This window comes from Enterobacter chengduensis (genome assembly GCF_001984825.2).
In the GTDB taxonomy this organism is placed as follows: domain Bacteria; phylum Pseudomonadota; class Gammaproteobacteria; order Enterobacterales; family Enterobacteriaceae; genus Enterobacter; species Enterobacter chengduensis.
Genome location: NZ_CP043318.1, coordinates 3,531,904 through 3,558,313 on the forward strand (window position 1 = coordinate 3,531,904; position 26,410 = coordinate 3,558,313).

Annotated in this window: 23 protein-coding genes; 4 read left to right on the forward strand and 19 right to left on the reverse strand. The window is 56.5% G+C overall.

The window, feature by feature from the left end:
• Positions 1 to 54: 54 nt before the first annotated feature.
• The 3 genes from menF to FY206_RS17085 all read right to left on the reverse strand — a co-directional run bounded on the left by menF (position 55) and on the right by FY206_RS17085 (position 2,266).
• The gene (gene menF / locus FY206_RS17075; RefSeq protein WP_032641947.1) at positions 55 to 1,350 is read right to left on the reverse strand and encodes an isochorismate synthase MenF; all 1,296 of its coding nucleotides are present in this window, start codon (positions 1,348 to 1,350) and stop codon (positions 55 to 57) included.
• 95 nt (positions 1,351 to 1,445) lie between these two features.
• Entirely contained in the window at positions 1,446 to 1,751 is a 306-nt protein-coding gene (gene elaB, locus FY206_RS17080) for a stress response protein ElaB (RefSeq protein WP_008500219.1), read from the reverse strand.
• Between the two features lie 53 nt (positions 1,752 to 1,804).
• Complete coding sequence (locus FY206_RS17085) at positions 1,805 to 2,266, reverse strand: GNAT family N-acetyltransferase (protein ID WP_032641949.1); 462 nt, start codon at positions 2,264 to 2,266, stop codon at positions 1,805 to 1,807.
• A 71-nt stretch (positions 2,267 to 2,337) separates the two neighbouring features.
• Between FY206_RS17085 and rbn the strand changes: the two genes are divergently transcribed.
• Together rbn and FY206_RS17095 are read left to right on the forward strand one after the other, a co-directional pair.
• Positions 2,338 to 3,255 (forward strand): ribonuclease BN, encoded by a 918-nt coding sequence (rbn, locus tag FY206_RS17090; protein ID WP_032641951.1) that lies wholly within the window; start codon positions 2,338 to 2,340, stop codon positions 3,253 to 3,255.
• Between the two features lie 64 nt (positions 3,256 to 3,319).
• The gene (locus tag FY206_RS17095; protein ID WP_032641952.1) at positions 3,320 to 4,324 is read left to right on the forward strand and encodes a chemotaxis protein; all 1,005 of its coding nucleotides are present in this window, start codon (positions 3,320 to 3,322) and stop codon (positions 4,322 to 4,324) included.
• Between the two features lie 97 nt (positions 4,325 to 4,421).
• Here FY206_RS17095 and nuoN read toward each other — a convergent pair whose 3' ends face one another.
• The 14 genes from nuoN to lrhA form a co-directional block, all read right to left on the reverse strand.
• Positions 4,422 to 5,879 carry an NADH-quinone oxidoreductase subunit NuoN gene (gene nuoN, locus FY206_RS17100; RefSeq protein ID WP_032641954.1) on the reverse strand — a complete coding sequence of 486 codons (1,458 nt, stop codon included), beginning with the start codon at positions 5,877 to 5,879 and terminating at the stop codon, positions 4,422 to 4,424.
• Positions 5,880 to 5,885: 6 nt separating this feature from the next.
• Entirely contained in the window at positions 5,886 to 7,415 is a 1,530-nt protein-coding gene (nuoM, locus tag FY206_RS17105) for an NADH-quinone oxidoreductase subunit M (RefSeq protein ID WP_023312532.1), read from the reverse strand.
• Between the two features lie 76 nt (positions 7,416 to 7,491).
• The gene (gene nuoL, locus FY206_RS17110; protein ID WP_023325763.1) at positions 7,492 to 9,333 is read right to left on the reverse strand and encodes an NADH-quinone oxidoreductase subunit L; all 1,842 of its coding nucleotides are present in this window, start codon (positions 9,331 to 9,333) and stop codon (positions 7,492 to 7,494) included.
• Positions 9,330 to 9,632 (reverse strand): NADH-quinone oxidoreductase subunit NuoK, encoded by a 303-nt coding sequence (gene nuoK, locus FY206_RS17115; RefSeq protein ID WP_003861496.1) that lies wholly within the window; start codon positions 9,630 to 9,632, stop codon positions 9,330 to 9,332. Before nuoK ends, nuoL begins: the two co-directional genes overlap by 4 nt.
• A complete protein-coding gene (gene nuoJ / locus FY206_RS17120; protein WP_008500212.1) occupies positions 9,629 to 10,183 on the reverse strand; it encodes an NADH-quinone oxidoreductase subunit J in 555 nt (184 codons plus the stop codon). Before nuoJ ends, nuoK begins: the two co-directional genes overlap by 4 nt.
• 10 nt (positions 10,184 to 10,193) lie before the next feature.
• Positions 10,194 to 10,736: an NADH-quinone oxidoreductase subunit NuoI gene (gene nuoI, locus FY206_RS17125; RefSeq protein WP_003861491.1), complete on the reverse strand. Its 543-nt coding sequence runs from the start codon at positions 10,734 to 10,736 to the stop codon at positions 10,194 to 10,196.
• Between the two features lie 13 nt (positions 10,737 to 10,749).
• Entirely contained in the window at positions 10,750 to 11,727 is a 978-nt protein-coding gene (nuoH, locus tag FY206_RS17130; RefSeq protein ID WP_008500211.1) for an NADH-quinone oxidoreductase subunit NuoH, read from the reverse strand.
• The gene (gene nuoG, locus FY206_RS17135; RefSeq protein ID WP_032641957.1) at positions 11,724 to 14,447 is read right to left on the reverse strand and encodes an NADH-quinone oxidoreductase subunit NuoG; all 2,724 of its coding nucleotides are present in this window, start codon (positions 14,445 to 14,447) and stop codon (positions 11,724 to 11,726) included. The genes nuoH and nuoG overlap by 4 nt, the downstream gene beginning before the upstream one ends.
• Before the next feature lie 54 nt (positions 14,448 to 14,501).
• The gene (nuoF, locus tag FY206_RS17140) at positions 14,502 to 15,839 is read right to left on the reverse strand and encodes an NADH-quinone oxidoreductase subunit NuoF (RefSeq protein WP_032641959.1); all 1,338 of its coding nucleotides are present in this window, start codon (positions 15,837 to 15,839) and stop codon (positions 14,502 to 14,504) included.
• Complete coding sequence (nuoE, locus tag FY206_RS17145) at positions 15,836 to 16,336, reverse strand: NADH-quinone oxidoreductase subunit NuoE (RefSeq protein WP_003861486.1); 501 nt, start codon at positions 16,334 to 16,336, stop codon at positions 15,836 to 15,838. Before nuoE ends, nuoF begins: the two co-directional genes overlap by 4 nt.
• Before the next feature lie 2 nt (positions 16,337 to 16,338).
• A complete protein-coding gene (nuoC, locus tag FY206_RS17150) occupies positions 16,339 to 18,141 on the reverse strand; it encodes an NADH-quinone oxidoreductase subunit C/D (RefSeq protein ID WP_014884637.1) in 1,803 nt (600 codons plus the stop codon).
• An 89-nt stretch (positions 18,142 to 18,230) separates the two neighbouring features.
• Entirely contained in the window at positions 18,231 to 18,905 is a 675-nt protein-coding gene (gene nuoB, locus FY206_RS17155) for an NADH-quinone oxidoreductase subunit NuoB (protein ID WP_003861482.1), read from the reverse strand.
• A gap of 15 nt (positions 18,906 to 18,920) precedes the next feature.
• A complete protein-coding gene (nuoA, locus tag FY206_RS17160) occupies positions 18,921 to 19,361 on the reverse strand; it encodes an NADH-quinone oxidoreductase subunit NuoA (RefSeq protein ID WP_014171000.1) in 441 nt (146 codons plus the stop codon).
• A gap of 631 nt (positions 19,362 to 19,992) precedes the next feature.
• The gene (gene lrhA / locus FY206_RS17165; RefSeq protein ID WP_032641961.1) at positions 19,993 to 20,931 is read right to left on the reverse strand and encodes a transcriptional regulator LrhA; all 939 of its coding nucleotides are present in this window, start codon (positions 20,929 to 20,931) and stop codon (positions 19,993 to 19,995) included.
• A 938-nt stretch (positions 20,932 to 21,869) separates the two neighbouring features.
• Here lrhA and alaA point away from each other — a divergent pair.
• Both alaA and yfbR read left to right on the forward strand, forming a co-directional pair.
• The gene (gene alaA / locus FY206_RS17170; protein ID WP_003861471.1) at positions 21,870 to 23,084 is read left to right on the forward strand and encodes an alanine transaminase AlaA; all 1,215 of its coding nucleotides are present in this window, start codon (positions 21,870 to 21,872) and stop codon (positions 23,082 to 23,084) included.
• 94 nt (positions 23,085 to 23,178) lie between these two features.
• The gene (gene yfbR, locus FY206_RS17175) at positions 23,179 to 23,778 is read left to right on the forward strand and encodes a 5'-deoxynucleotidase (RefSeq protein ID WP_032641963.1); all 600 of its coding nucleotides are present in this window, start codon (positions 23,179 to 23,181) and stop codon (positions 23,776 to 23,778) included.
• Between the two features lie 54 nt (positions 23,779 to 23,832).
• Here yfbR and FY206_RS17180 read toward each other — a convergent pair whose 3' ends face one another.
• Together FY206_RS17180 and FY206_RS17185 are read right to left on the reverse strand one after the other, a co-directional pair.
• A complete protein-coding gene (locus FY206_RS17180) occupies positions 23,833 to 25,665 on the reverse strand; it encodes an SLC13 family permease (protein WP_032641965.1) in 1,833 nt (610 codons plus the stop codon).
• A gap of 75 nt (positions 25,666 to 25,740) precedes the next feature.
• Positions 25,741 to 26,400 (reverse strand): sugar phosphatase, encoded by a 660-nt coding sequence (locus FY206_RS17185; RefSeq protein ID WP_032641967.1) that lies wholly within the window; start codon positions 26,398 to 26,400, stop codon positions 25,741 to 25,743.
• Between the last annotated feature and the right edge of the window lie 10 nt (positions 26,401 to 26,410).

Sequence of the window (26,410 nt, forward strand, 5' to 3'; positions counted from 1 at the left end):
AAATAATAGAAAAAAATGGAATTTTGATATGAATCGGGATTGCGCGATTCAGTATTAATCCCTTAGGAGCAGAGAGCGCAATCCGGCCGCTTTATTTTCTATCTCCTGCCACTCCTGCTCCGGATCGGACCCGCTGACAATACCGGCGCCAGCATAGAGGCGCAGGGAGTCTTCCCGAACGCGCGCGGAGCGCAGCGCCACGCAGAACTCGCTCTGTTCGGGGGATAAATACCCGACCGAACCGGCGTACCATTCCCGGTTAAACGGCTCTACGGCCTGGATAAACTCGCGCGCGGGCTGGCGCGGGAGCCCGGCAACGGCGGCCGTAGGCTGGAGCACGTGCAGGCACAGCGCGTCGTCCGCCTGTTTTAACTCGGTCCAGATACAGCGTCGTAAGTGCTGGACTTTACGCAGGCGGACGACCTGCGCAGGCAGCACCTCAAGCGTCTGGGTATGGTGCTGAAGACGCTGGCAGATATCCTCCACGACCAGCATATTTTCACGCTGGTTTTTATCATCGTTCAGGAGCCACTCGCCCAGGCGCTGCGCCTGGCTATCGTCCGCATGGCTGGCAACGGTACCCGCCAGCGCTTCCGTGCGCAGCAGCGCGCCGCGCCGCCGCCAGAGACGCTCGGGCGTGGAGCCGAGAAACGCGTTGCTGGCATCGAATACCATGCAGAAATGATAGCAGTTGAAATTCAGGGCGCGGCTGGCGGCCATCAGCGCGACAGGGTTAACGCGCTGTTTACACTGCAGATCGGTGGCCCGGGCGAGGACCACCTTTTCGAAATCGCCGTGCGCGATAGTCTCTGTCGCCTTGTTGATAAGACTCAGCCAAGCCGATTTTTGCGGCAGATGCGTTTCATGCTCTACCTGCACGGACAGCGGACGGATCGGTTTGGCCGCAAGCAGCTGCTGTAAGAATACCTGCGCGGCGCGGGCATCATCCTGAAGCGAGCTATTGCCCCACAGCTGCAGGCGCAGCGTGGCGTTACCGGCGGTGCGTCGCCAGAGCAGTCGCGGTAAAAAGAGGCTGCCCTGCTCCGGGTTAAAGGCGTTCAGACCGCAGATACGGGTATCATCCGGCGCGTTTTGGTCACGTAAAAACTGGCAGGCTAATGCAAGAGAGGAAAAGTGGGCAACGGCTCCCAGCGCGGCCAGCTCTTCGTCGCCGTTACGCTGCTGCCAGTAAAACTGCGGGTAGCACTGCTGCGCGCCCAGCCAGGCAAGGGGATCGAAGGCGTCGTTTAACGGGAAAGTGACGTCGAAATGACGCAGGCCGGGTGCTGCGGGTAACGCTTGCGTAAGCTGGGTACGCAGTTGCTCCAGCGCGAGGAAAATCGAATTCACGCGAACCTCTCCCTGTTAAAACCGCATATTATACGGGGTACCATAAGAAATATCAGTACCCACGTATAGGGAGTGGTTAACCGTTCAAAACGCTGTTAACGACGGGCTAAGAGCAGGCCCAGCACCAGCCCTACGGCAGCCCCCACGCCGATACCCTGCCACGGTTTCTCATGCACGTAATCATCGGCACGATACACCGCTTTTTTAGCGCGATAGTAGTAGGTGTCCGACGCATGGCTGACGCGGTTTTTCACTTCATGCAGCGCCTGTTCCGCACGGGCTTTTAGCTCAATATATTTCTGATCGGCAGGGTCGCCCGAGGAACGTAACACCTCTTCCAGCGTTTCGCTCAGCAAGGCCAGGTCGTCGTCGATACGGGTATCCCAGGATTGAAATGACATATTTTTCTCCATGTTAGTGCACCAGTCCGCTAACTATAGCCAACGACGCGCCATTACGCCTGCTTCGCTTCCCGCGCCATGCCGATGTGGGGAATGCCGTCTTCGTCGTACACTTCCGTTACCGGCGTGAAGCCAAAGTGCGCATAGAACGACTGCAGATGCGCCTGCGCGCCAAGGTATAACGCCTTGTCCGGCCACATTTTTTGGCAGGTTTCCAGGGTTTTCTCCATCAGCTGAAAGCCGAGTTTTTCACCGCGCGCGTTGCCGCTGATGATGACCCGACCAATCACGACGGGCTCGAATTCGTCTTCGCTTTTCAGAATCCTCGCATACGCCACCAGCTCGTTATTCCGCCAGCCGAGGATATGTCGGTTCTCGCCGACCAGATCGTCGCCGTCGATGTCCTGATACGGGCAGGTCTGTTCAACCACGAACACTTCGCAGCGCAGCTTCAGCAGGGCGTAAAGTGAATGAACGGTGAGGTCACTATGGTGTAAATCTTGCCACTGGATCATGTCGGTCTCCTTCCTGGGGTTCATCACGTTATACTAAACCCCTCCCCGTTCGGCAAAGGGCTGATTGCGTTATGGAACTGATTTTTCTGGGCACGTCCGCTGGCGTGCCAACCCGCTCACGAAACGTGACGGCGATCCTATTGGATCTTAAGCACCCCACCCGCGGCGGGCTGTGGCTGTTTGACTGCGGTGAAGGAACGCAGCATCAGCTGCTGCATACCGCTTACCATCCCGGCAAGCTGGATAAAATTTTTATCACCCATCTTCACGGCGACCATCTGTTTGGCCTTCCCGGCCTGCTGTGCAGCCGCTCGATGGCCGGTAACCCCAATCCGCTGACGATTTACGGGCCAGCGGGAGTCCGGGAATTTGTTGAAACCACGCTGCGCCTCAGCGGCTCGTGGACAGATTATCCGCTGGAAATCGTAGAGATTACCGAAGGCCTGGTTTTCGATGACGGTGACTTTAACGTCAGCGCTCGGCCGCTCAATCATCCGGTGGAGTGCTATGGCTACCGTATTGACGCGCATGACAAGCCCGGCGCGCTGGACGCCGCCGCGCTGATGGCCGATGGCGTAAAACCCGGGCCGCTGTTCCAGCGCCTGAAGCACGGCGAGACCGTCACGCTGGAGGACGGGCGCGTCATCAACGGTCAGGACTATCTCGCCGCCCCGCAGCCCGGCAAAAAGCTGGCGATTTTTGGCGATACGGCCCCGTGCCCGGCGGCGCTCGAGCTTGCCCGGGGCGTGGACGTGATGGTGCATGAAGCAACGCTTGAAACGGCAATGGAAGAGAAAGCCAACAGCCGGGGCCATAGCTCCACGCGCCAGGCGGCGCAGCTTGCCCGTGACGCGGGCGTCGGGAGGCTCATTATCACCCACGTCAGCTCGCGCTACGACGCGCGGGGGTGCGAAAGCCTGCTGGCAGAGTGCCGCGCATTGTTCCCGGAATGTGAGCTGGCCGAAGATTTCGCTCAGGTCAGCGTTTAGCCCTTCACTTTTCCCTCAGGATGCCGATAACGATTAAAAGGCCAGCATTTCTCTCGAGGGTAGAATGGATAATTTCCAGAAAGATATTGATGACAGGGCGAATCTGACCCTGTCGAACCGTTTTGAACTGTTGCTGTTCCGTCTCGGCACGTCTCTTAACGAAAATAAATCCGAGCTGTTTGGCATTAACGTCTTTAAGCTGCGTGAAATCGTGCCGATGCCGGAGTTCACAAAGCCCGCCGGGATGAAATCGCCGCTGATGGGAATGGTGAATATTCGCGATCAGGTGATCCCGGTGATCGATCTGGCCGCCGTCGCAGGCTGTAAGCCCACCACCGGGCTGAACATCCTGCTGATCACCGAATACGCGCGCAGCGTGCAGGCGTTTGCCGTGGAGTCGGTTGAGAACATCATGCGTCTGGACTGGAAGCAGGTACACGCGGCGGAAACCGCCGTCAGCGGTCGCTACATCACCAGTATTGCGTGTCTCGACGAGAAGACCGATACCAACGATCTGGCGATGGTGCTGGACGTTGAGCAGATCCTGTACGACATCACGCCAGCGAACCACGACCTGCACGCCACCAATCTGAAGACCACGAAATTCAACATCAAGCCGGGCTCTGTGGCGATTGTGGCGGAAGACTCCAAAGTGGCGCGCTCGATGCTGGAGAAAGGTTTGCAGGCGATGGAGATCCCGGCACAGCTGCACATCACCGGCAAAGACGCGTGGGAGAAAATTGGCGTGCTGGCCGCACAGGCGCAGGCAGAGGGCGTACCCATCACCGATAAGATTGCCCTGGTGCTGACCGACCTCGAAATGCCGGAGATGGACGGTTTTACGCTAACGCGCAAAATCAAAACCGACCCGGTACTGAAGGATATTCCGGTGGTGATCCACTCTTCGCTTTCCGGCAACGCTAACGAGGACCATATTCGCAAGGTGAAGGCCGACGGGTATGTGGCAAAGTTTGAGCTGAACGAGCTGTCGTCGGTGATTGAGGAAGTGCTCGACCGTTCGATGAAGAAGATTGACGGGCCGCTGATCAGCAGGAAGCAGCTGTCTTAGTTCTGGTGCGGGCTGGTGCCCTCACCCCGACCCTCTCCCACGGGGAGAGGGCGCAAACATTAAAAAAGGCAACTTTCGTTGCCTTTTTGCTTTTACCTTACATTAATGGCATCGCTCGCTGCACGATATCAATCAGCGGCTGCGGATAGATACCGAAGATCAGCACCAGCAGGGCTGAGATCAGCACCACGATACCACCGGCGCTGTACTGCCAGTTGGATGGCGCATCGCGGTTGAGCTGCTGAGGCGCGCTCAGGTACAGGCTCACGGCCACGCGCAGGTAGTAGTAGAGACCAATCGCGGAGCCAATAACCACGCCCGCAGTCAGCCACCACAGGTGTGCCTGCACACCAACGGCCAGCACGTAGAACTTACCGATAAAGCCCAGCGTCATCGGGATACCCGCCAGAGAGAGCATCATCACGGTCATCACCGCGGACAGGATCGGACGGTGCCAGAACAGACCACGGTAGGAGAACAGTGAATCGGCATCCGGACCACGGTACGGGCTGGACATCAGGCTCACCACGCCGAAGGCGCCGAGGCTGCTGAACAGGTAACCGGCCAGATACACGCCCACGGCTTCCATCGACATCTCACCGCTCTGCAGCGCAATCAGCGCCACCATCAGGTAGCCCAGATGAGAGATGGACGAGTAGCCCAGCAGACGCTTGATGTTGGTCTGGCTCAGCGCCATCAGGTTACCGAAGATGATGGAGACGAACGCGATGATGCCCAGCACCACGCGAACCGCTTCGCTGTCACCCACCGGCGCGTACAGGAACAGACGCATAACCACCCCGAAGATGGCGATTTTGCTCGCCGTCGCCAGGAAGGTCGATACCGGCGCTGGAGCGCCCTGGTAGACGTCTGGCGTCCACAGGTGGAACGGCACCAGAGAGAGTTTAAAGCCGAGGCCAACAATCATCATGCCCAGACCCGCCAGCAGCAGCGGCTCGTGGAGCATGCCGTCGCCGAGGCTCTTGCCGAGCGCCATAAAGGAGAGGTTACCGGACTGTGCGTAAACCAGCGCAATACCAAACAGCAGGAACGAGGAGGCAGCAGCAGACAGGATGGTGTACTTAATGCTTGCTTCCAGCGAGCGCTTCTGGCGGAAGGCGTAACCAATCAGGCCGAACAGCGGCAGAGAGATCAGCTCAATGCCGAGGAACAGCGCGGCCAGGTGGTTGGCATTCGCCAGCAGAATGCCGCCCAGCGCGGCAATCAGAACCAGCAGGTAAAACTCTTCTTTGTTGTCGTTGTAGCCTTCGAGCCACGGGTAGGCAAAGGTACAGGTCGCCAGGCTCGCCAGCAGCACCAGACCGGTATACAGCATGGCGTAGCCGTCAACGCGCATCAGCGGGGTGACGTCCATCGCCCCGCCCTGGCCAACAAACCAGAGAGAGACTAACGCGGCGTTCAGGCCGATGACCGACAGCGTGGCATTCAGGAAGTGATTGCGTCGCCACGCAATGGAGAGCATCACAACCACCACCGTCAATCCGACGATCAGCAGCGGTAGCAGCGCAATCAGTTGTTGTGGAGTTATTGTCATGGCGATTTACGGCCTTGTAGTAGAAGCAGAATTAACAAACCACTGCTGGATGTTACCCATCGCGCTGTGCGAGGTATCCAGAATCGGCTGCGGGAAGAAGCCCAGCAGCACCAGCAGTACGACCAGCAGCAGGATGATGAACAGCTCGCGCAGCGACATCCCCGGCAGTTCTTGTGCGGCAATTTCGCTCTTCGCTTTACCGAAGTAAGCGCGGTGCAGCATCGCCAGCGAGTAGACGGAAGCAAACACCAGACCGAAGGTGGAGATCACGGTAATCACCGGCACCACTTTGAAGCTGCCGAACAGAATCATAAATTCGCCGACGAAGTTACCGGTGCCCGGCATCCCCAGGGTGGCAACCGCGAAGAACATTGAGAGCGCAGGCAGCCACTTAATTTTGCTCCACAGGCCGCCCATCATGCGCATGTCGCGGGTGTGCAGACGTTCGTACAGCTGACCACACAGGATGAAGAGGCCGGCTGCGGACAGACCGTGCGCAATCATCTGGATCACCGCGCCCTGGTACGCCAGCTGGCTGCCGGTGTAGATAGCAATCAGCACGAAGCCCATGTGGGAAACGGAGGTGTAGGCAATCAGACGCTTTATGTCGTACTGCGTGAAGGCCATCCACGCGCCGTAGAAGATACCGATCACGCCGAGCCACATGGCAATTGGGGCGAACTCTGCGGAGGCATTCGGGAACAGCGGCAGAGCGAAACGCAGCAGACCGTAGGCCGCGGTTTTCAGCAGGATGCCCGCCAGGTCAACGGAACCCGCCGTTGGCGCCTGAGAGTGCGCGTCTGGCAGCCAGCCGTGCAGCGGAACCACCGGCATTTTCACCGCGAACGCGATGAAGAAGCCCAGCATCAGCAGGTATTCCACGCCGTGAGACATTGGCGTCTTGAGCAGGTCTTCGTAGTTGAAGGTCCAGGTGCCGGTCGCGTTGTGGTGAACAAACACCAGCGCCAGAATGGCAATCAGCATCACCAGACCGCTCGCCTGGGTGTAGATGAAGAACTTGGTTGCCGCCGTGATGCGCGTTTTACCGTCGGACGCCTTGTGGCCCCACAGCGCGATCAGGAAGTACATCGGCACCAGCATCATCTCCCAGAAGAAGAAGAACAGGAACATGTCGATGGCAAGGAACACGCCGATAACGCCGCCCAGGATCCACATCAGGTTCAGGTGGAAGAAGCCCTGGTATTTTTCGATTTCTCGCCAGGAGCAGAGTACCGCCAGAACGCCGAGCAGACCGGTCAGCACCACCATCAGCAGCGACAGACCGTCAATCGCCAGGTGGATCGTAATGCCGAAACGTGGGATCCACGGCAGGATGAACTCAGACTGCCACTGCGGAATGCCCGCAGACTGGGTCAGTGAGTAACCGCCCTGCAACCACAGTTGCAGGCCAAGCGCGAGCGTCAATCCCATGGTGATCAGCGCGATCCAGCGCGGCATCTTCACGCCAAAGCGTTCAGTCTGCCAGCACAGGAAGCCGCCGATGAAGGGAATTAATATTAGCCAGGGTAGTAACATGGCGATTTACATTCCTTTTTAAGGCCCCCAGCAGGGGCCTGATTTTCAACGAATTCGAATAAAATTCACTTAACGATCAACGCAACACCATCAGCAGCGCCAGCACGACAACCGCACCGATGCTCATGGACGCCACATACCAGCGCAGGTAACCGTTCTCGCTGTACAGCAGGCCTTTACCTGCAAAGCGGGAGAGGATCGCCGGGATATTCATCAGGCTGTTCAACGGATCGCGCTTCAGCAGCCACGCAATGCCCAGGAACGGCTTAACGAAGATCATGTCGTACAGCCAGTCGAAGCCCCATGCGTTGTACCACCAGGTGCCCAGCAGACGGCCCGGCGCGCTGTTGGCAACGGCGGTTACCAGCGTGCGTTTGCCCAGCCACAGCCATGCGGCGATCAGGATGCCCGCGATAGCGACCACGCCGGAGGTGATTTCAAGCGTCAGAACGCGACCGTGCTCAAGCTCGGTGGTGTCCGGCAGTACGCCCTGCAGCGGTGGCACAATCATCGCGCCAACGAAGGTGGACAGTACCAGCAGCACAATCAGCGGCAGGTGGTGGGTAATCCCCTTCCCTGCGTGAGCGTGAATTTGTTCTTTACCGTGGAATACGATGAAAATCATACGGAAGGTATACAGGGAGGTCATGAACGCACCGACCAGACCCGCAACCATCAGATTGATATGACCATTCGCCATGGCGCCCGCAAGGATTTCGTCCTTACTGAAGAAGCCCGCGGTGATCAGCGGCAGTGCCGCCAGCGCCGCGCCGCCCACCAGGAAGCAGACATAGACTAGCGGGATGGACTTACGCAGACCGCCCATCTTGAAGATGTTCTGCTCGTGATGGCAGGCCAGAATCACCGAACCGGACGAGAGGAACAGCAGCGCTTTAAAGAACGCGTGCGTCATCAGGTGGAAGATTGCCGCATCCCACGCCTGAACGCCCAGCGCCAGGAACATGTAGCCAATCTGGCTCATGGTGGAGTACGCGAGAACGCGCTTGATGTCGGTCTGCACCAGTGCGGCAAAGCCTGCCAGCACCAGCGTTACCGCACCAACGATACCCACCAGATGCAGAATTTCCGGGGTCATCAGGAACAGGCCATGGGTACGCGCAATCAGGTAAACACCCGCGGTCACCATGGTCGCGGCGTGGATCAGCGCGGAGACAGGGGTAGGACCCGCCATCGCGTCCGCCAGCCAGGTCTGCAACGGCAGCTGCGCGGATTTACCCACGGCACCACCCAGCAGCATCAGCGTTGCCCACCACAGCATGTTGTTGCCTGCGGCGAAGTGCGCTGGCGCCAGTTCCACCATTTCGCGGAAGTTCAGCGTGCCCAGTTCGTTGTAGAGAATGAACAGGGCAAAAGCGAGGAAGACGTCACCCACGCGGGTCACGACGAACGCTTTCATGGCCGCTGCGCCATTCTTCGGATCGGTGTAGTAGAAGCCGATCAGCAGGTAAGAACAGAGACCTACGCCTTCCCAGCCCAGATACATCAGCAGCAGGTTATCGGCCAGCACCAGAACCACCATGCTGGCGATAAACAGGTTGGTGTAGGCGAAGAAGCGGGAGTAACCCTCTTCACCGCGCATATACCAGGAGGCGAACATGTGGATCAGGAAGCCGACGCCGGTGACCACGGAGAGCATGGTCAGCGAGAGGCCGTCCAGCACCAGGTTAAAGCCGATGTTGAAGTCACCCACCGACATCCAGGTCCACAGCGGCACGCTGAACGGCTGACGTCCGTTGTTGAAGAAGTCGATCCCCGCATACGCTGTGACCAGCGCGGCCAGACCGACAGAGCCCATGCCCACGGTCGCAGACAGATTCTCAGACCAGCGGCCGCGAGAAAACGCCAGCAGCACGAAGCCAATCAGCGGAAAAATAATGGTTAAGGCAAGCATGTTCATCCACGCAACTCACTTACTGAATCGATGTTCAGATTCTGGCGGCGACGATGGAGCTGCAGCAACAGCGCCAGGCCAATACTCGCTTCGGCAGCCGCGAGGCTGATGGCGAGAATGTACATCACCTGACCATCGGTCTGGCCCCAGTAGCTTCCGGCGACCACGAAGGCCAGCGCGGAGGCGTTAATCATGATTTCCAGTCCGATCAGCATAAACAGCAGGTTGCGGCGGATAACCAGACCGGTCAGACCCAGAACGAATAAAATCGCCGCGAGGATCAGTCCATGTGTTAAGGGGATCATGCGCGCTCCTCCGTTTTTCTTTTCGCGCGGTCGTCAGTGCGGTTGCTCAGCACCTCGCCAGCGCGCTCTTCGCGACCAACGTGGAAAGCAACAACCAGGCCTGCCAGCAGCAGCATTGAGGCCAGTTCCACCGCCAGAACGTATGGGCCAAAGAGCGTGATACCCACCTCTTTCGCGCCGATCGGCGTGCCGTCGATGCCCTGATCGTTGACGCCCAGAATGGCGTAAACGATCACCACCAGCATGATGGCCGACAGAATTGCCGGGCCAATCCACACCTGCGGTTTTAACCACTGACGTTCCTGCTCAATTTCAGAGCCGCCCAGGTTCAGCATCATCACCACGAACACGAACAGCACCATAATGGCCCCGGCGTAGACGATGATTTCCAGCGCACCGGCGAAATGCGCGCCCAGTGCGAAGAACACCCCTGAAATGGCCAGCAGCGAAATGATTAAGTACAGCAGCGCATGCACCGGATTGGTGTGCGTGATCACTCGCAGCGTAGCCAGGATGGCGATAAGGCCACAGATATAAAAAGCGAATTCCATTGCCCTCTCCTTACGGTAACAGGCTCTTGACGTCGATAGGCTTAGCTTCGTTCTCTGCTTCGCCCTTATCTTTGCCGTCGATTGCCATACCCGCCATCCGGTAGAAGTTATATTCCGGGTATTTGCCCGGACCGGAAATCAGCAGATCCTCTTTCTCGTACACCAGGTCCTGACGCTTGTACTCACCCAGCTCGAAGTCTGGAGTCAGCTGAATCGCCGTGGTTGGGCACGCTTCTTCACACAGACCGCAGAAGATGCAGCGTGAGAAGTTGATGCGGAAGAACTCAGGGTACCAGCGGCCGTCTACCGTCTCTGCTTTCTGCAGAGAGATACAGCCTACCGGACACGCTACCGCACACAGGTTACAGGCAACGCAGCGCTCGGAACCGTCCGGGTCGCGCGTCAGCACGATACGGCCACGGTAGCGCGGCGGCAGATATACCGGCTCTTCCGGGTACATCCGGGTTTCGCGTTTGGCAAACGCGTGCAGGCCGATCATCCAGATACTGCGTACCTGGGTACCGAAGCCTACCAGTAATTCTTTTAAGGTCATGGTCTATAGCCCCTTATGGCTGCTGCCAGAGAATGACAGCTGCCGTTACCAACAAGTTGACGAGCGTCAGCGGCAGGCACACTTTCCAGCCGAAGGACATTACCTGGTCATAACGCGGACGCGGTAACGCTGCGCGAATCAAAATGAACATCATCATGAAGAACGCGGTTTTCAGCGCGAACCAGATGAACGGCGGTAAGAACGGGCCATGCCAGCCACCGAAGAACAGCGTTACCATCAACGCGGAAATGGTGACGATACCGATGTACTCGCCCACGAAGAACAGACCGAACTTCATGCCGGAATATTCGATGTGGTAACCGTCGGCCAGTTCCTGTTCGGCTTCTGGCTGGTCAAACGGGTGACGGTGGCACACCGCCACGCCCGCGATGGCAAAGGTAATAAACCCAAAGAACTGCGGAATAACGTTCCAGATGTCGGCCTGGTTGTTGACGATGTCGGTCATGTTGAATGAACCGGCCTGCGCCACCACGCCCATCAGGGAGAGACCCAGGAACACCTCGTAGCTCAGCGTCTGCGCGGAAGCACGCATCGCACCCAGCAGCGAGTATTTGTTGTTACTGGACCAGCCTGCGAATAGCACCGCGTAAACCGCGAGCCCTGCCATCATCAGGAAGAACAGAATGCCGATGTTCAGGTCAGCGACCACCCAGGTCGGGCTGACCGGCACGATAGCAAACGCCAGCAGCAGCGAGGTGAAGGCGATCATCGGTGCCAGAGTAAAGATCACGCGGTCAGAGAAGCGCGGGATCCAGTCCTCTTTAAAGAACATCTTGATCATGTCCGCGACCAGCTGGAGTGAACCACCCCAGCCCACGCGGTTCGGTCCGTAACGGTTCTGGAACAGACCGAGCAGACGACGTTCACCAAAGCTCATGAACGCGCCGCAGGTGACCACCACCAGCAGGATAACAATCGCTTTCAGAATGCTCAGCAGGATGTCGATAAGATCCGGCGTTAACCAACTCATGCTTTTGCCTCCTGCAGATTATCAAGACGCGCGCCCGCCAGAACCGGCGCAATGCCTGGCATACCCATCGGCAGACCGACCTGCCCTGCCGTAAGACTTTCAGAGATAATCAGCGGCAGGCTGATGGTCTGGCCGTCATAGCTAAAGGCAACGTTCGCGCCCGCGTTAACGCCAAGCTTTGCGGCATCCGCCGGGTTGAGCTTGATGTAAGGCTGCGGCATGCGGGTCTGGAAGACCGGTGAACGCTGGGACAGCTCGTCGCTACCGAACAGATGGTAGTACGGCGCAATACGCCAGCTACCGTCCTGGGCCTGGAAGCTTGCCGGTACGGTGGTGAAGAAGTCCAGACCGGTTTCGGAGGCTTCAATCAGACGTACGCCCGGATCGCCGTGGCGCAGGGAGCCACCCACTTCAGCCTGGAACTTGTTCCATGCCTGCGGGGAGTTCCAGCCCGGTGCCCATGCGAATGGGATCTGTGAACGCGGCGCAGACGGCTGGTTGTTCCCTTCCATAGAGAAGGCGAACATGGTGTCTTTATCCTGCGGCTGGCGCGGTTCGTGTACGCTGATGTTGGCGCGCATGGCGGTACGACCGCTGTAGCGGTGCGGTTCACGTGCCAGCTTCTGGCCGCGAATGCGGAAGCTTGCTTCAGGTGCGGCATCTTTAATGCCTGCCAGCTGAGGCAGTTTTTCCACCACCGCATCGATAACGTGGTCAAGCTGCGTCCAGTCCACTTCACGGCTCTGTACGGTACTGTGCAGGGAGTGCAGCCAGCGCCAGCTTTCCAGCATTACGGTGTTGCTGTCGTAGTACGCCGGGTCATAAACCTGGAAGAAACGCTGTGCGCGGCCTTCGTTGTTGATAACCGTACCGTCGCTTTCCGCGAAGCTTGCCGCAGAGAGCACCAGGTGCGCTTTGTCCATGATCGCGGTGCGCTGATGGTCGATGACCATCACCAGCGGCGCTTTCGAGAGCGCGGCGTCAACGCGCGCGGCTGAGGCGTGGCGATGCAGGTCGTTTTCCAGCACCACAACGGCGTCAGCGGCACCGGATTCCAGCTCGCTTAACGCTTCTTCCAGCGAGCCGCCGCCAATCATCCCCAGGCCAATGCTGTTCACCGCACGGGCAATCATGGTTACGCCGACGTCCGCGCCGCGGCCTTTGAGGGCTTTAGCAACGTTTGCAGCCGCCTGAACGATCTCCGCGCTGCCGGCGTTAGTACCGGAAATAATCAGCGGTTTCTTCGCACCGGCCAGGGCCTGAACAATCACGTCAACCTTGTTTTGCAGGTCGCGATCCAGCTCAACGGCAGGGGAGTTGTTGTCCAGCGCGTGAGCAATGGCAAAGCCAAGACGGGCCTGATCTTCAACCGGCGCGCAGTAGGTCCACGCCGCGATATCGTCCAGACGGGTATTGTCGACGTTGGTCACAAACAGAGGATGCTTCGCGCGCTGGCCGATGTTGAGGATCGCCGCAATTTGCCAGTCAGCCACTTTCTGCGCCGCTGCCATTTCACGCGCTTTACCCTTCACCGCCTGACGAACCGCCAGAGCCGCGCGTGCGCCGGTCTGGGTCAGGTCTTCACCCAGCACCAGAACCGCATCGTAGGATTCAATTTCGCGCAGCGCAGGGGTATGAATACCGCCTTCACGCAGCACTTTCAGCACCAGCTGCAGACGTTCCTGCTCGCCCTGAGCGATACCGGTGTAGAAGTTTTCCGCCCCAACCAGCTCGCGCAGCGCAAAGTTGCTTTCAACGCTGGCGCGCGGGGAGCCGATACCGATGACTTTCTTCGACTGGCGCAGAATATCTGCCGCGCCCTGCATCGCCTGTTCGGCGTTCAGGGTAATGAAGTCGTCGCCACGGCGCTGAACCGGCTGACGCGGACGGTCTTTCAGGTTCACATAGCCATAGCCGAAACGACCGCGGTCGCACAGGAAGTAGTGGTTAACGGTACCGTTGTAACGGTTTTCGATACGACGCAGTTCGCCGTAGCGCTCACCCGGGCTGGTGTTACAGCCGAGGGAACACTGCTGGCAGATGCTTGGCGCAAACTGCATGTCCCATTTACGGTTGTAACGCTCGGAGTGGGTTTTATCCGTGAATACGCCGGTCGGGCAGATTTCTACCAGGTTACCGGAGAATTCGCTCTCAAGCGTACCGTCTTCCGGACGACCGAAGTAGACGTTATCGTGCGCGCCGTACACGCCCAGATCCTGACCGTCCGCGTAGTCTTTGTAGTAACGCACGCAGCGGTAGCAGGCGATGCAGCGGTTCATTTCGTGAGAGATGAACGGCCCCAGGTCCTGGTTACGGTGGGTACGCTTGGTAAAGCGATAGCGACGGAAGCTGTGGCCGGTCATCACGGTCATATCCTGAAGGTGGCAGTTACCGCCCTCTTCACAGACCGGACAGTCGTGCGGGTGGTTGGTCATCAACCATTCCACAACGCTTTCGCGGAACTGTTTCGCTTCTTCGTCATCAATCGAAATAAAGGTGCCTTCGGTGGCTGGCGTCATACAGGACATCACCAGGCGACCACGCGTGTCTTCCGCGTTTTGATATTGCTTCACCGCACACTGGCGGCAAGCACCGACGCTGCCCAGCGCCGGATGCCAGCAAAAGTACGGAATATCGAGGCCCAGAGACAGACAAGCTTCTAGCAGGTTGTCCGCCCCGTTGACTTCGTATTCTTTGCCGTCTACATGAATCGTAGCCATTAGCATGCTTCCAGTTGGCTCGAATTGCTTCGAGCGTTAATCAAAATTCTGTCTTTACCAGCGTGCTTTCAGCAGGTTCGGCTGAATCCCATTGATTGAATGGGTATTGCTGAACGGCTGCTTGATGCCTGCTTCGAATTCGTCGCGGAAATATTTAATCGCGCTCTGCAGCGGCTCGACGGCACCCGGTGCGTGGGCACAGAAGGTCTTACCTGGCCCTAAGAATCGACACAGTTGCTCAAGCGTCTCGATATCGCCAGGCTGGCCTTCGCCACGTTCGATCGCGCGCAGGATCTTCACGCTCCACGGCAGACCATCACGGCACGGTGTACACCAGCCGCAGGACTCGCGGGCGAAGAACTCTTCCAGGTTACGCACCAGCGAAACCATGCCGATCTCGTGGTCGACGGCCATCGCCAGCGCCGTCCCCAGACGGCTGCCTGCTTTACCAATGCTTTCGAATTCCATCGGCAGGTCAAGGTGGGCTTCGGTGAGGAAGTCTGTCCCTGCCCCGCCCGGCTGCCAGGCTTTGAATTTCAGGCCATCGCGCATGCCGCCCGCGTAATCTTCAAGAATTTCGCGCGCGGTGGTACCGAACGGCAGTTCCCAGACGCCCGGGTTTTTCACGCGGCCGGAGAAGCCCATCAGCTTGGTACCGGCATCTTTGCTTGAGGAGATGCCCTGATACCACTCCACGCCGTTGGCGAGGATAGCCGGAACGTTACACAGGGTTTCAACGTTGTTGACGCAGGTCGGTTTACCCCATACGCCGGAGCTTGCCGGGAACGGCGGCTTGGAACGCGGGTTCGCGCGGCGGCCTTCCAGGGAGTTAATCAGCGCGGTTTCTTCACCGCAGATATAACGCCCGGCACCGGTGTGCACGAACAGCTCGAAGTCAAAGCCGGTGCCTAGGATGTTTTTACCCAGCAGACCGGCTTCGGTGGCTTCGGCAATCGCGCGACGCAGGTTTTCTGCCGCTTCGATGTACTCGCCGCGCAGGAAGATGTAGCCACGGTACGCTTTCAGCGCAAACGCGGAGATCAGCATGCCTTCCACCAGCAGGTGGGGCAGCTGCTCCATCAGCAGGCGGTCTTTATAGGTGCCCGGCTCCATTTCATCGGCGTTACACAGCAGGTAACGGATGTTCATGGACTCGTCTTTCGGCATCAGGCTCCACTTCAGGCCGGTGGAGAAGCCCGCGCCGCCGCGCCCTTTCAGGCCAGCGTCTTTCACCGCGTTAACGATGTCGTCCGGCGCCATGCCGCCAAGGGCTTTACGCGCGCCGGCATAGCCGTTTTTGCTCTGGTATTCGTCGAGCCATACCGGCTGTTTGTCATCGCGCAGACGCCAGGTCAGCGGATGCGTCTCAGCAGTACGAATTACAGTTTTCATTTGTACTGCTCCAGCAGGTCAGGAATCGCTTCCGGCGTCAGATGGCTGTGAGTGTCCTCGTCAATCATCATGGTCGGCCCCTTGTCGCAGTTACCCAGGCAGCAGGTTGGCAGCAGAGTAAAGCGTCCATCGAACGTGGTCTGGCCCGGCTTGATATTGAGCTTCTTCTCAATCGCAGCCTGAATGCCCTGATAGCCGGTGATGTGGCAGACAACGCTGTCACAGTAGCGAATCACATGGCGGCCTACCGGCTGACGGAAGATCTGGCTGTAGAACGTGGCCACGCCTTCTACGTCACTTGCCGGAATACCCAGCACTTCCGCGATCGCATAGATCGCCCCATCCGGCACCCAACCACGCTGTTTCTGTACGATTTTCAGCGCTTCAATGGACGCCGCACGCGGGTCTTCGTAGTGGTGCATCTCATGCTCAATGGCGGCACGTTCTGCTTCACTCAGCTCAAAAGCCTCGGTTTGTGGTTGTTGATTCTCGTGCATAATTAGCGGTCCACATCTGACATAACAAAATCGATACTACCCAGATACACAATCAGGTCAGAGACCAGACTGCCGCGAATGGCGGACGGGATCTGCTGCAGGTGCGCAAAGCTCGGCGTACGCACGCGGGTACGGTAGCTCATGGTGCTGCCGTCACTGGTCAGGTAGTAACTGTTAATACCCTTGGTCGCTTCAATCATCTGGAAGGATTCTTGCGCCGGCATGACCGGACCCCAGGAAACCTGCAGGAAGTGGGTGATCAGGGTTTCGATATGTTGCAGCGTGCGCTCTTTCGGCGGCGGCGTCGTCAGCGGGTGATCCGCCTTGAACGGGCCTTCCGGCATGTTGTTGAGGCACTGCTCAAGGATGCGCAGGCTCTGGCGCAGCTCTTCCACTTTCAGCATCACGCGGGTGTAGCAGTCGGACACGCCGCCGCCCACCGGGACTTCAAAGTCGAAGTTCTCGTAGCCAGAGTAAGGACGGGCTTTACGCACGTCAAAATCAATACCGGTCGCGCGCAGACCTGCACCTGTCGTACCCCACTCCAGCGCTTCTTTCGCGCCGTAGGCAGCAACGCCCTGGGAACGGCCTTTCAGGATGGTGTTGCGCAGCGCGGCTTTCTCGTAAGAGGCCAGACGTTTTGGCATCCAGTCGAGGAACTCACGCAGCAGACGGTCCCAGCCGCGCGGCAGATCGTGCGCCACGCCGCCGATACGGAACCAGGCCGGGTGCATACGGAAACCGGTAATCGCTTCCACCAGATCGTAGATTTTCTGACGATCGGTAAAGGCGAAGAAGACCGGCGTCATCGCGCCGACGTCCTGAATGAACGTGGAGATGTACAGCAGGTGGCTGTTAATACGGAACAGCTCAGACAGCATAACGCGAATCACGTTAACGCGATCCGGCGTCACAATACCCGCCAGTTTCTCAACGGCCAGCACGTAAGGCATTTCGTTGACGCAGCCGCCGAGGTACTCGATACGGTCGGTATACGGAATGTAGCTGTGCCAGGACTGACGCTCGCCCATCTTCTCAGCACCACGGTGGTGGTAGCCGATATCCGGGACGCAGTCGACAATCTCTTCGCCATCAAGCTGAAGAATAATACGGAATGCACCGTGCGCAGACGGGTGGTTTGGACCGAGGTTGAGGAACATGAAGTCCTCGTTTTCAGTACCGCGCTTCATGCCCCAGTCTTCCGGCTTGAAGGTCAGCGCTTCCATCTCCAGATCCTGCTTGGCTTTGGTCAGCTCAAACGGATCGAATTCGGTGGCACGTGCCGGGTAGTCTTTACGCAGCGGGTGGCCGGTCCAGGTCTGCGGCATCATAATGCGCGTCAGGTGCGGGTGGCCGTCGAAGGTCATGCCGAACATTTCCCAGGTTTCACGCTCGTACCAGTTCGCGTTCGGGAAAAGTTTGGTGATGGTCGGCAGATGCATGTCGTTTTCAGACAATGCCACCTTGAGCATGATATCCGTGTTGCGGTCTATTGAGATCAGGTGGTAGAAAACGGAAAAATCCGCAGCAGGGAGACCCTGGCGGTGGGTACGCAGACGTTCATCCATGCCGTGTAAATCAAACAGCATGACGTACGGTTTTGGCAATTTCTTGAGGAAATCGACAACTTCCAGCAATTGTTCACGCTTCACCCAAACAACGGGTACCCCGGTGCGGGTCGCCTGAACGGTAAAGGCATCCGGCCCAAAACGGTTGCGCAGTTCGCCAATGACAGGGTCATCCAGATGATCCCGGGTCTGCCAGGCGGCTTCTTGCGCGGTTAAGTCGGTCATATTGTTCACCATTGCAAATGGTCCGTGGTGACTGTTGAGCCTGGCTTCGCGCTATTTGAGTAGTGATATGCGAAGGTGTTCTCCAGGCCTACAGGCGCAAATTAAATTTCGTCAGGCGTACGCAGATTGGTGACGGCAATACGTTCACCACGTTTACGCTCGCGCTCAGACTGCATGTTCGCGCGATACACACCCTGATCGCCAACAACCCACGACAGTGGGCGACGTTCTTTACCGATAGACTCCTGCAGCAGCATCAGCGCCTGCATGTAGGCTTCCGGACGTGGCGGACAACCCGGGATGTACACATCCACTGGAATAAATTTATCTACGCCCTGCACGACGGAATAGATGTCGTACATACCGCCAGAGTTAGCACATGCGCCCATGGAGATAACCCATTTAGGCTCCAGCATCTGGTCATAGAGACGCTGAATGACTGGCGCCATCTTGGTAAAGCACGTACCGGCTACCACCATCAGGTCAGCCTGACGTGGGGAAGCACGCAGTACCTCTGCCCCAAAACGCGCAACGTCATGCACCGCAGTGAATGACGTCACCATTTCAACGTAGCAGCAAGAAAGGCCAAAGTTGTACGGCCAGATAGAGTTCTTACGACCCCAGTTGACCATATCGTGCATGGCATGTTCGAGCTTGCCCATGTACACGCTTTTATTGACTTCTTGCTCCAGGGGGTCGGTTACGATCTCCTGTTTTTGCAGGGGGTAACGGTCATTCTCACCGTTAGGATCTATGCGGGTGAGCGTATAATCCATCTTATTGCCTCGCTGTTACTGCTGACGATTAGAGATACTGTTTTCCGGGTTGATGTGTTCACGACGTGAACGCGCAGGCGTCCAGTCAAGCGCGCCAATACGCACCAGATAAACCAGACCGGCCAGTAACACTAAAATGAAAATTGCGGCCTCGACAAAGCCCACCCAACCACTTTCGCGGATGGACGTTGACCATGCGAAAAGGTAAAGCGCTTCCACGTCGAAGATGACGAAGAACATGGCTACCAGATAGAACTTGGCAGACAGGCGTAAGCGAGCGGAACCGACCGAATCAATACCTGATTCGAAAGGTGTGTTTTTGTGCCTTGCACGGGCGCGACCGCCCAGGAACCAGCCGCCGACTAACATCAGGCAGCACAGGCCAATGGCTACAATAAGAAAGATTGCGAATGCCCAGTGATGAGCGATGACTTCTGTGGATGTTGACATACTCATTGCTTACTCATCAAAAGTGATACCGACGACACTGCTCTTGCTGGCAGATGGGCATCACATCGATTCATGGGGAGGAACAAAATAACCTTACACTAACTGTCAGAAATGAGACATAGACAGCAAAATGATGGGTTTTTTTACTCCTTTCTATAACCTTTTGTCAACTTTAACAAAGGTTTCTTCACATTAAATTACAACGTGCGATTCTCATTAACATTTGGTGCCCTTTAACCCTGGTGGGTACATGACTTTCCGTCAAATGCATCTTGTTGAATCGTGTCCGTTTTGGAAGTAAAAAAAATAACCCTCCTATTTTGACAGGATTTGCCAACGATTCCTCCCCCCAAATGGGAGTATTTTCTTGATCTGCGACACGCTTTTGTTAATTCGGCCTGGAAAACAGCAACATATTTCCTGTTTTTTTAACATGAAGGAGATATGGATGAAGTTAGAACGGGAAATGGATAAGTTTTAAGCAAAAGCATTTATCTCATTGATAAATAGAGACTCCTCTGAAAACCCTCGCGCCAAAAACGGGTATTGTTGCTAAAAAAAAGCCACTGCAGGTGAAAATCACACGAGTGGCTTTTTTTTACACTTACATTTTGTTACCAGAATTTTGAGCTATCGATCACTCAAAATCCCCCTCAACGATCAGGGAATCATCGCCCCCTTCGGAGGTAACTTGCTCGAACTGCCATGGGTTATGGTAGTTTTGCATCGCCTCGAACACCACTTTGGCCAATTCGTTATGGCTGGACGAATTGTGGCAAAGCAGATACTCCGTATCCGGCAGCGCAGGAAGGCCATCGGATTTCCCCAGAACGCGCAGATCGGGGCTCATCATCTCTACCGGACGGGCCGTTACGCCCAGACCGGCCTTCACGGCGGCGCGAACCGCCGGCAGCGTGGACGCCACATACGCCAGACGCCACGGAATGTTGGCCTCATTCAGCGCCGTGAGCACCATATCGCGGAACGGGCTCGGGTCATCCAGCAAGACCAGCGGAACCGGCTCCCCTTTTTGCAGCACGTATTCGGCTGCGCAGTACCAGTGCGTTGGCGATGTACGCAGCGTCAGGCAATCAAACTGCCCGGGACGATGCGTCGTTACCACCAGATCGACTTTGTTCTCATTTAACATCTCAACCATAAAGGCATTACGCTTTACGCTAACGTCCAGCGCAAGCTTCGGATAAACCGAACTAATACGATTGAGAAGAAACGGCAATATAGTATCCGCTGACTCATCAGATGCGCCTAACGTTAGCACCCCTTGCAGGTTGCTAAACATTAATGACATACATGCTTCATCATTAAAGCGAAGAATTTTCCTGGCATAACCCAGAAGCTGAATACCGTGTTCCGTTAAGAGCTTATTACGCCCATGACGCGCAAAAAGCTCTTTACCAACCAACTGCTCCAGCCGCTGCATTTGCTGGCTGACGGCGGATTGAGTTCGGCAAACGGCGGCAGCAGCTGCTGCAAAAGTGTTGAGATCGGCGACCGCAACAAACGTTCTCAGCAGATCGAGGTCGAGATTCATTATCGGACGATTTGCATTTATCATATCTATTCACTTTCAGGTTGCTCGTGCGGAGCTGCCCGGGTTGAAGCTGTGTGTATACCGTTAAGCAATTCCCTCTGAAGATTTTCCCTCGCATCCCGGCCCGGCAGACTGCCTGACAGATAGTTATTGTGCTGCTTTATATCAACAGTCAGAAAGCACGTTTCATGACGTTATTTTTATTCTCTTAAACGTTCAGGATATTTAGATGTTCGCAGGTTTATGTAAATTACATTAAAGGTGTAACACCTTTTCTGCCATCTTTATCGCAGCGCTGTCAACGTAGCAGGAGATGTTCAACACATTCCAGCCAGAGATAACTCCAACAATAACAATCAATTAATTCGGAAAACCAGTGCCAGATATACAAAAAACGTGCCTCTGCCCTCTGCTTTCCTGAAAGACATCTTAACCCAAATCCACTTTATTTATAAGTCTTATTGCAATATTGAGGATTAAAGAGGAATGTTAAGCTTCTCAACTAATTTTATTAAAATTAACTAAAGTTGCATTTTATAGGTTAATAATAAATAAATTTTAATTTAGATTAAGACCATTCATTAATGGCACTTAACATTAATTTCACATGAGTAACTTTTAGCCACAGCATGCTATTACGGAAACCTGCATCAAGCATTCAGGTTTAACGAAATGTCACTCAGGGTGATTTCCTCCTTTGTCCTGCTTACCACCTATTTTCACCAGCACAATATACATAATTTCTACAAACTTACAGCACATTTAACTCAACATCGCGCTGCATGCACAACTTTAAGACAGTAAAAAAGCGACCATGCAGCGAAAAAGATTTATCAGGGAATCCCCTCTACCACAAAATCTTCTACTGCATACCCTTCAAAACGAAGCGAGGGGGGAGTACATTATTCCGTGCTGACTTCCACGGCAGGGAGTGGCAATAATAGCGAAAAGGTTAAAGGTTCATGTCCCCTATCGAAAAATCCAGCAAGCTAGATAACGTCTGTTATGACATCCGCGGCCCGGTTCTGAAAGAGGCAAAACGTCTTGAAGAAGAAGGCAACAAGGTTCTGAAACTCAACATTGGTAACCCTGCGCCATTTGGTTTTGAAGCGCCGGATGAAATTCTGGTTGATGTGATCCGCAACCTTCCTACTGCACAAGGCTATTGCGATTCAAAAGGGCTTTACTCCGCGCGTAAAGCCATCATGCAGCACTACCAGGCGCGCGGCATGCGCGATGTTACCGTTGAAGATATCTATATCGGCAACGGCGTCTCCGAGCTTATCGTGCAGGCGATGCAGGCGCTGCTGAACAGCGGGGACGAAATGCTGGTACCCGCGCCGGACTATCCGCTGTGGACGGCCGCCGTATCACTCTCCAGCGGTAAAGCCGTGCACTACCTGTGCGACGAGTCCTCTGACTGGTTCCCGGATCTCGATGACATTCGCGCGAAAATCACGCCCCGCACCCGCGGCATCGTGATCATTAACCCGAACAACCCGACGGGCGCGGTGTACTCAAAAGAACTGCTAATGGAGATCGTTGAGATCGCCCGCCAGCACAACCTGATCATCTTCGCCGACGAAATTTACGACAAGATCCTGTACGACGCGGCGCAGCATCACTCCATCGCCGCGCTGGCCCCGGATCTGCTGACCGTCACCTTTAACGGCCTGTCTAAAACCTACCGCGTGGCCGGTTTCCGTCAGGGCTGGATGGTACTCAACGGCCCGAAAAAGCACGCCAAAGGCTATATTGAAGGGCTGGAAATGCTGGCCTCCATGCGGTTATGTGCCAACGTACCGGCCCAGCACGCGATCCAGACGGCGCTCGGCGGCTACCAGAGCATCAGCGAGTTTATCGTTCCCGGCGGGCGCCTGTACGAACAGCGTAACCGCGCGTGGGAGCTGATCAACGATATCCCGGGTGTCTCCTGCGTGAAGCCGAACGGGGCGCTCTATATGTTCCCGAAAATTGACGCAAAGCGCTTCAATATCCATGACGATCAGAAAATGGTGCTTGATTTCCTGCTGCAGGAAAAAGTGCTACTGGTTCAGGGCACGGCGTTTAACTGGCCGTGGCCGGATCACGTGCGTATCGTGACGCTACCGCGTGAAGATGACCTCGAAATGGCCATCAGCCGCTTTGGGCGCTTCCTCTCTGGATACCATCAGTAATCTTAAAATCAGGCTACTTAGGTAGCCTGATTTGCATCTTCCCTCCCCTCCCCGCACAATGAACGCCTGTCGCAGTGAAGACAAAAGGTAACCTATGAGTCAGAGTCATTTCTTTGCCCACCTCTCCCGCCTGAAGCTCATCAACCGCTGGCCGCTGATGCGAAACGTGCGCACGGAAAACGTGTCAGAGCACAGCCTGCAGGTTGCGATGGTCGCCCACGCGCTGGCGGCGATTAAAAACCGCAAATTCAACGGTCAGGTCAATGCAGAACGCATCGCCCTGCTGGCGATGTATCACGATGCGTCCGAAGTGCTGACCGGCGACCTGCCGACGCCGGTGAAATATTTCAACTCGCAAATTGCCCAGGAATATAAGGCCATCGAGAAGATTGCCCAGCAGAAGCTGATTGACATGGTGCCTGAAGAGCTGCGCGATATCTTCGAGCCGCTCATCGATGAGCATCAGTACACGGAAGAGGAAAAATCGCTGGTCAAACAGGCGGACGCGCTGTGCGCCTACCTGAAGTGTCTGGAAGAGCTCTCTGCGGGCAATAACGAATTTTTACTGGCAAAAACGCGTCTGGAAAAAACGCTGGAATCCCGCCGCAGCGAAGAGATGGATTACTTTATGCAGGTGTTTGTACCGAGCTTCCATTTATCGTTGGATGAGATCAGTCAGGATTCGCCGTTGTAATTTTTCGCCGGGTGGCGGCTTCGCCTTACCCGGCCTACGCTTCTGCACTCACGCTTAAAACGGGAACAGGACAGGGATCAATACCACGCACACCACCATCACCAGCACGGTGAACGGCACGCCAATCTTCACAAAATCGCTGAACCTGTAATTCCCGGGTCCCAGCACCAGCGTATTCACCGGGGATGAAACCGGCGTCATAAATGCCGCGGAAGCCGCCATGGCCACCATCATCGCAAACGGGTACGGCGATACGCCCATTGACTTCGCCATCGCCAGCGCAATCGGCGCCATCAGCACCGCCGTCGCGGTGTTGGAGATAAACAGGCCGATGGTGGCGCACATGATAAACAGGCAGACCAGCATCATGTATGGCCCATACCCGCCCCCCACGTCCATTAAGCCTTTAACGATCAGATCCACTCCGCCGGTTTTTTGCAACGCCAGGGCGAAGGGCATCATCCCGACGATAAGAATAATGCTCGGCCAGTGAATGGCTTTATAGGCGCTTTCGGCGTCGATGCAGCGGAATTTCCCCATCAGCAAACAGGCAATGATGGCGGCTATGGGGTTTGGAATTTCATCGGTCAGCATCAGCGCAACCATCAGCACCAGACAAAAAATCGCATGCGGGGCCTGGCTGTGCGCCGGAGAGGCATCGCTCTCCTCGACCGGCATGTTGAGCACCACAAAATCACGCCCTTTTTGCCCGAGCTGGCTAATCAGCTTCCAGTTACCGACCACCAGGAAGATATCCCCCAGCAGGATCGGCTCATCCACCACCGCCCCTTCCATCGCCACGCCGTCGCGCTTCAGCCCCACGACGTTCAGGCCATAGCGGGTTCGGAACCCCATCTCCCGCACGGTTTTACCCAGCAGTTCCGACTCCGGGATCAGCGACACTTCGGCCATGCCCACGTCCAGCGCCCGATCGGAGAAATATTCCCCGCGCAGCACCATCGGCTCCAGCAGCTGTTCGCTGCAAAACTCGCGCAGATCCACGTCCGCGGTGGACATATCAATCAGCAGAACGTCACGCGCGCGGAATTCCGACACCCCGTTGACGTTGACGATCACCCGGCGAAAACGGCGCCAGCGCTCCACGCCGATCACGTTCGCGCCGTAGCGCTCGCGCAGCTTCAGGTCATCGAGCCGTTGCCCCACCATCGGCGAGCCGGGACGAATAGCCAGACGGCGCGCGCGCCCGGTAAGGCGGTACTCTTTAATCAGATCGCGGAAGGTGCGTCGCTTCCAGCCTTCTTTATTTTTATCCTGTTTTTCACCTTTCAGGGCAAAGCGGGTCAGCAGCATGTAAACCACGCCCATCACCAGAATGACCAGCCCAAGCGGGGTGACGCTGAAAAAGCTGAAGCCCTGAAAGCCTTCCCGGAGCAGCTCGCTGTTCACCACCAGGTTCGGCGGCGTGGCCACCAGCGTCATCATGCCGCTGATCAAACCGGCGAAGCTCAGGGGCATCATCAGGCGCGACGGCGAGATCTGCATCCGCATGGAGACGCTCAGTACCACAGGAATAAAGATGGCGACCACGCCCGTGGAGCTCATAAACGCCCCCAGTCCGGCAACGGTGACCATCAGGTAGACCAGCATCTTGGTTTCGCTGCTGCCCGCGACCTTCACCAGCCAGGACCCCATAATGGTCGCTACGCCGGTACGCACCAGGCCGTCGCCAATAATAAACAGGGCGGCAATCAGGATAACGTTGGGATCGCTAAACCCGGAGAAGGCTTCCGGGAGCGTCAGCGTGCCGCTCAGCACAAACGCGACGATGACAAACAAGGCGACGGCATCCATGCGTACCTTGCCCGTTGCAAAAAGAAGAATGGCGATTAAAAGCAGGCTCAGGACCCAAATCAGTTCACCGTTCACAACCTATCCTTGTCAGTGGAAGATGCGGAATTTTGCCATAAAAAAGCCCCAGCAATGTGGTGCTAAATCATGGGATTACATTTTTAGCGAGACGGTTACTACGCCATCGGGCGCTTTTGACACCGCCAGCGCCGTCAGGGAATCCAGCACAAAGTCTGCCTCATTCAGCCGGGGAGACCCTGCAGGAACGTTAACAGCAATGACGTGGCTTCCGGCGTTCAGCCCGGCCAGTACGCCTGCCGCCGCATCTTCCACCACCACGCACTCTACGGGCGCGAGGCCCAGCAGTTCAGCGCCAAGCAGAAACGCATCCGGCTCTGGCTTGCCGCGCTTGACGCGCTCTGCGGTGATGAACACGTCGGGCGTTGGTAAACCGGCCGCCTTATGACGGGCGTGCGCAACCGGAACAGAGCCGGAGGTGACGATAGCCCACGGGATCTGCGCTTCATTAAGGTGCTCAAGCAGCTCGCGTGCGCCGGGCAGCGCGGTGATGCCATCGGTATCGGTGGCTTCAATCTGCTCCAGGTATGTGAACTCCGCCTGAATCTCTTCCTCAGAACGCCCCGCTAAGAAGTGCCGCAATGAGGTAATGGCCTGTTTGCCATGGATGAAATTCAGCACGTCCTGATGGTCAATGCCATGTCTGTCAGCCCAATGGCACCAGGAACGCTCCACAACCGGCAGCGAATCCACCAGCGTACCGTCCAGATCAAACAGAAAACCTCTACACTGCACACGCACCTCC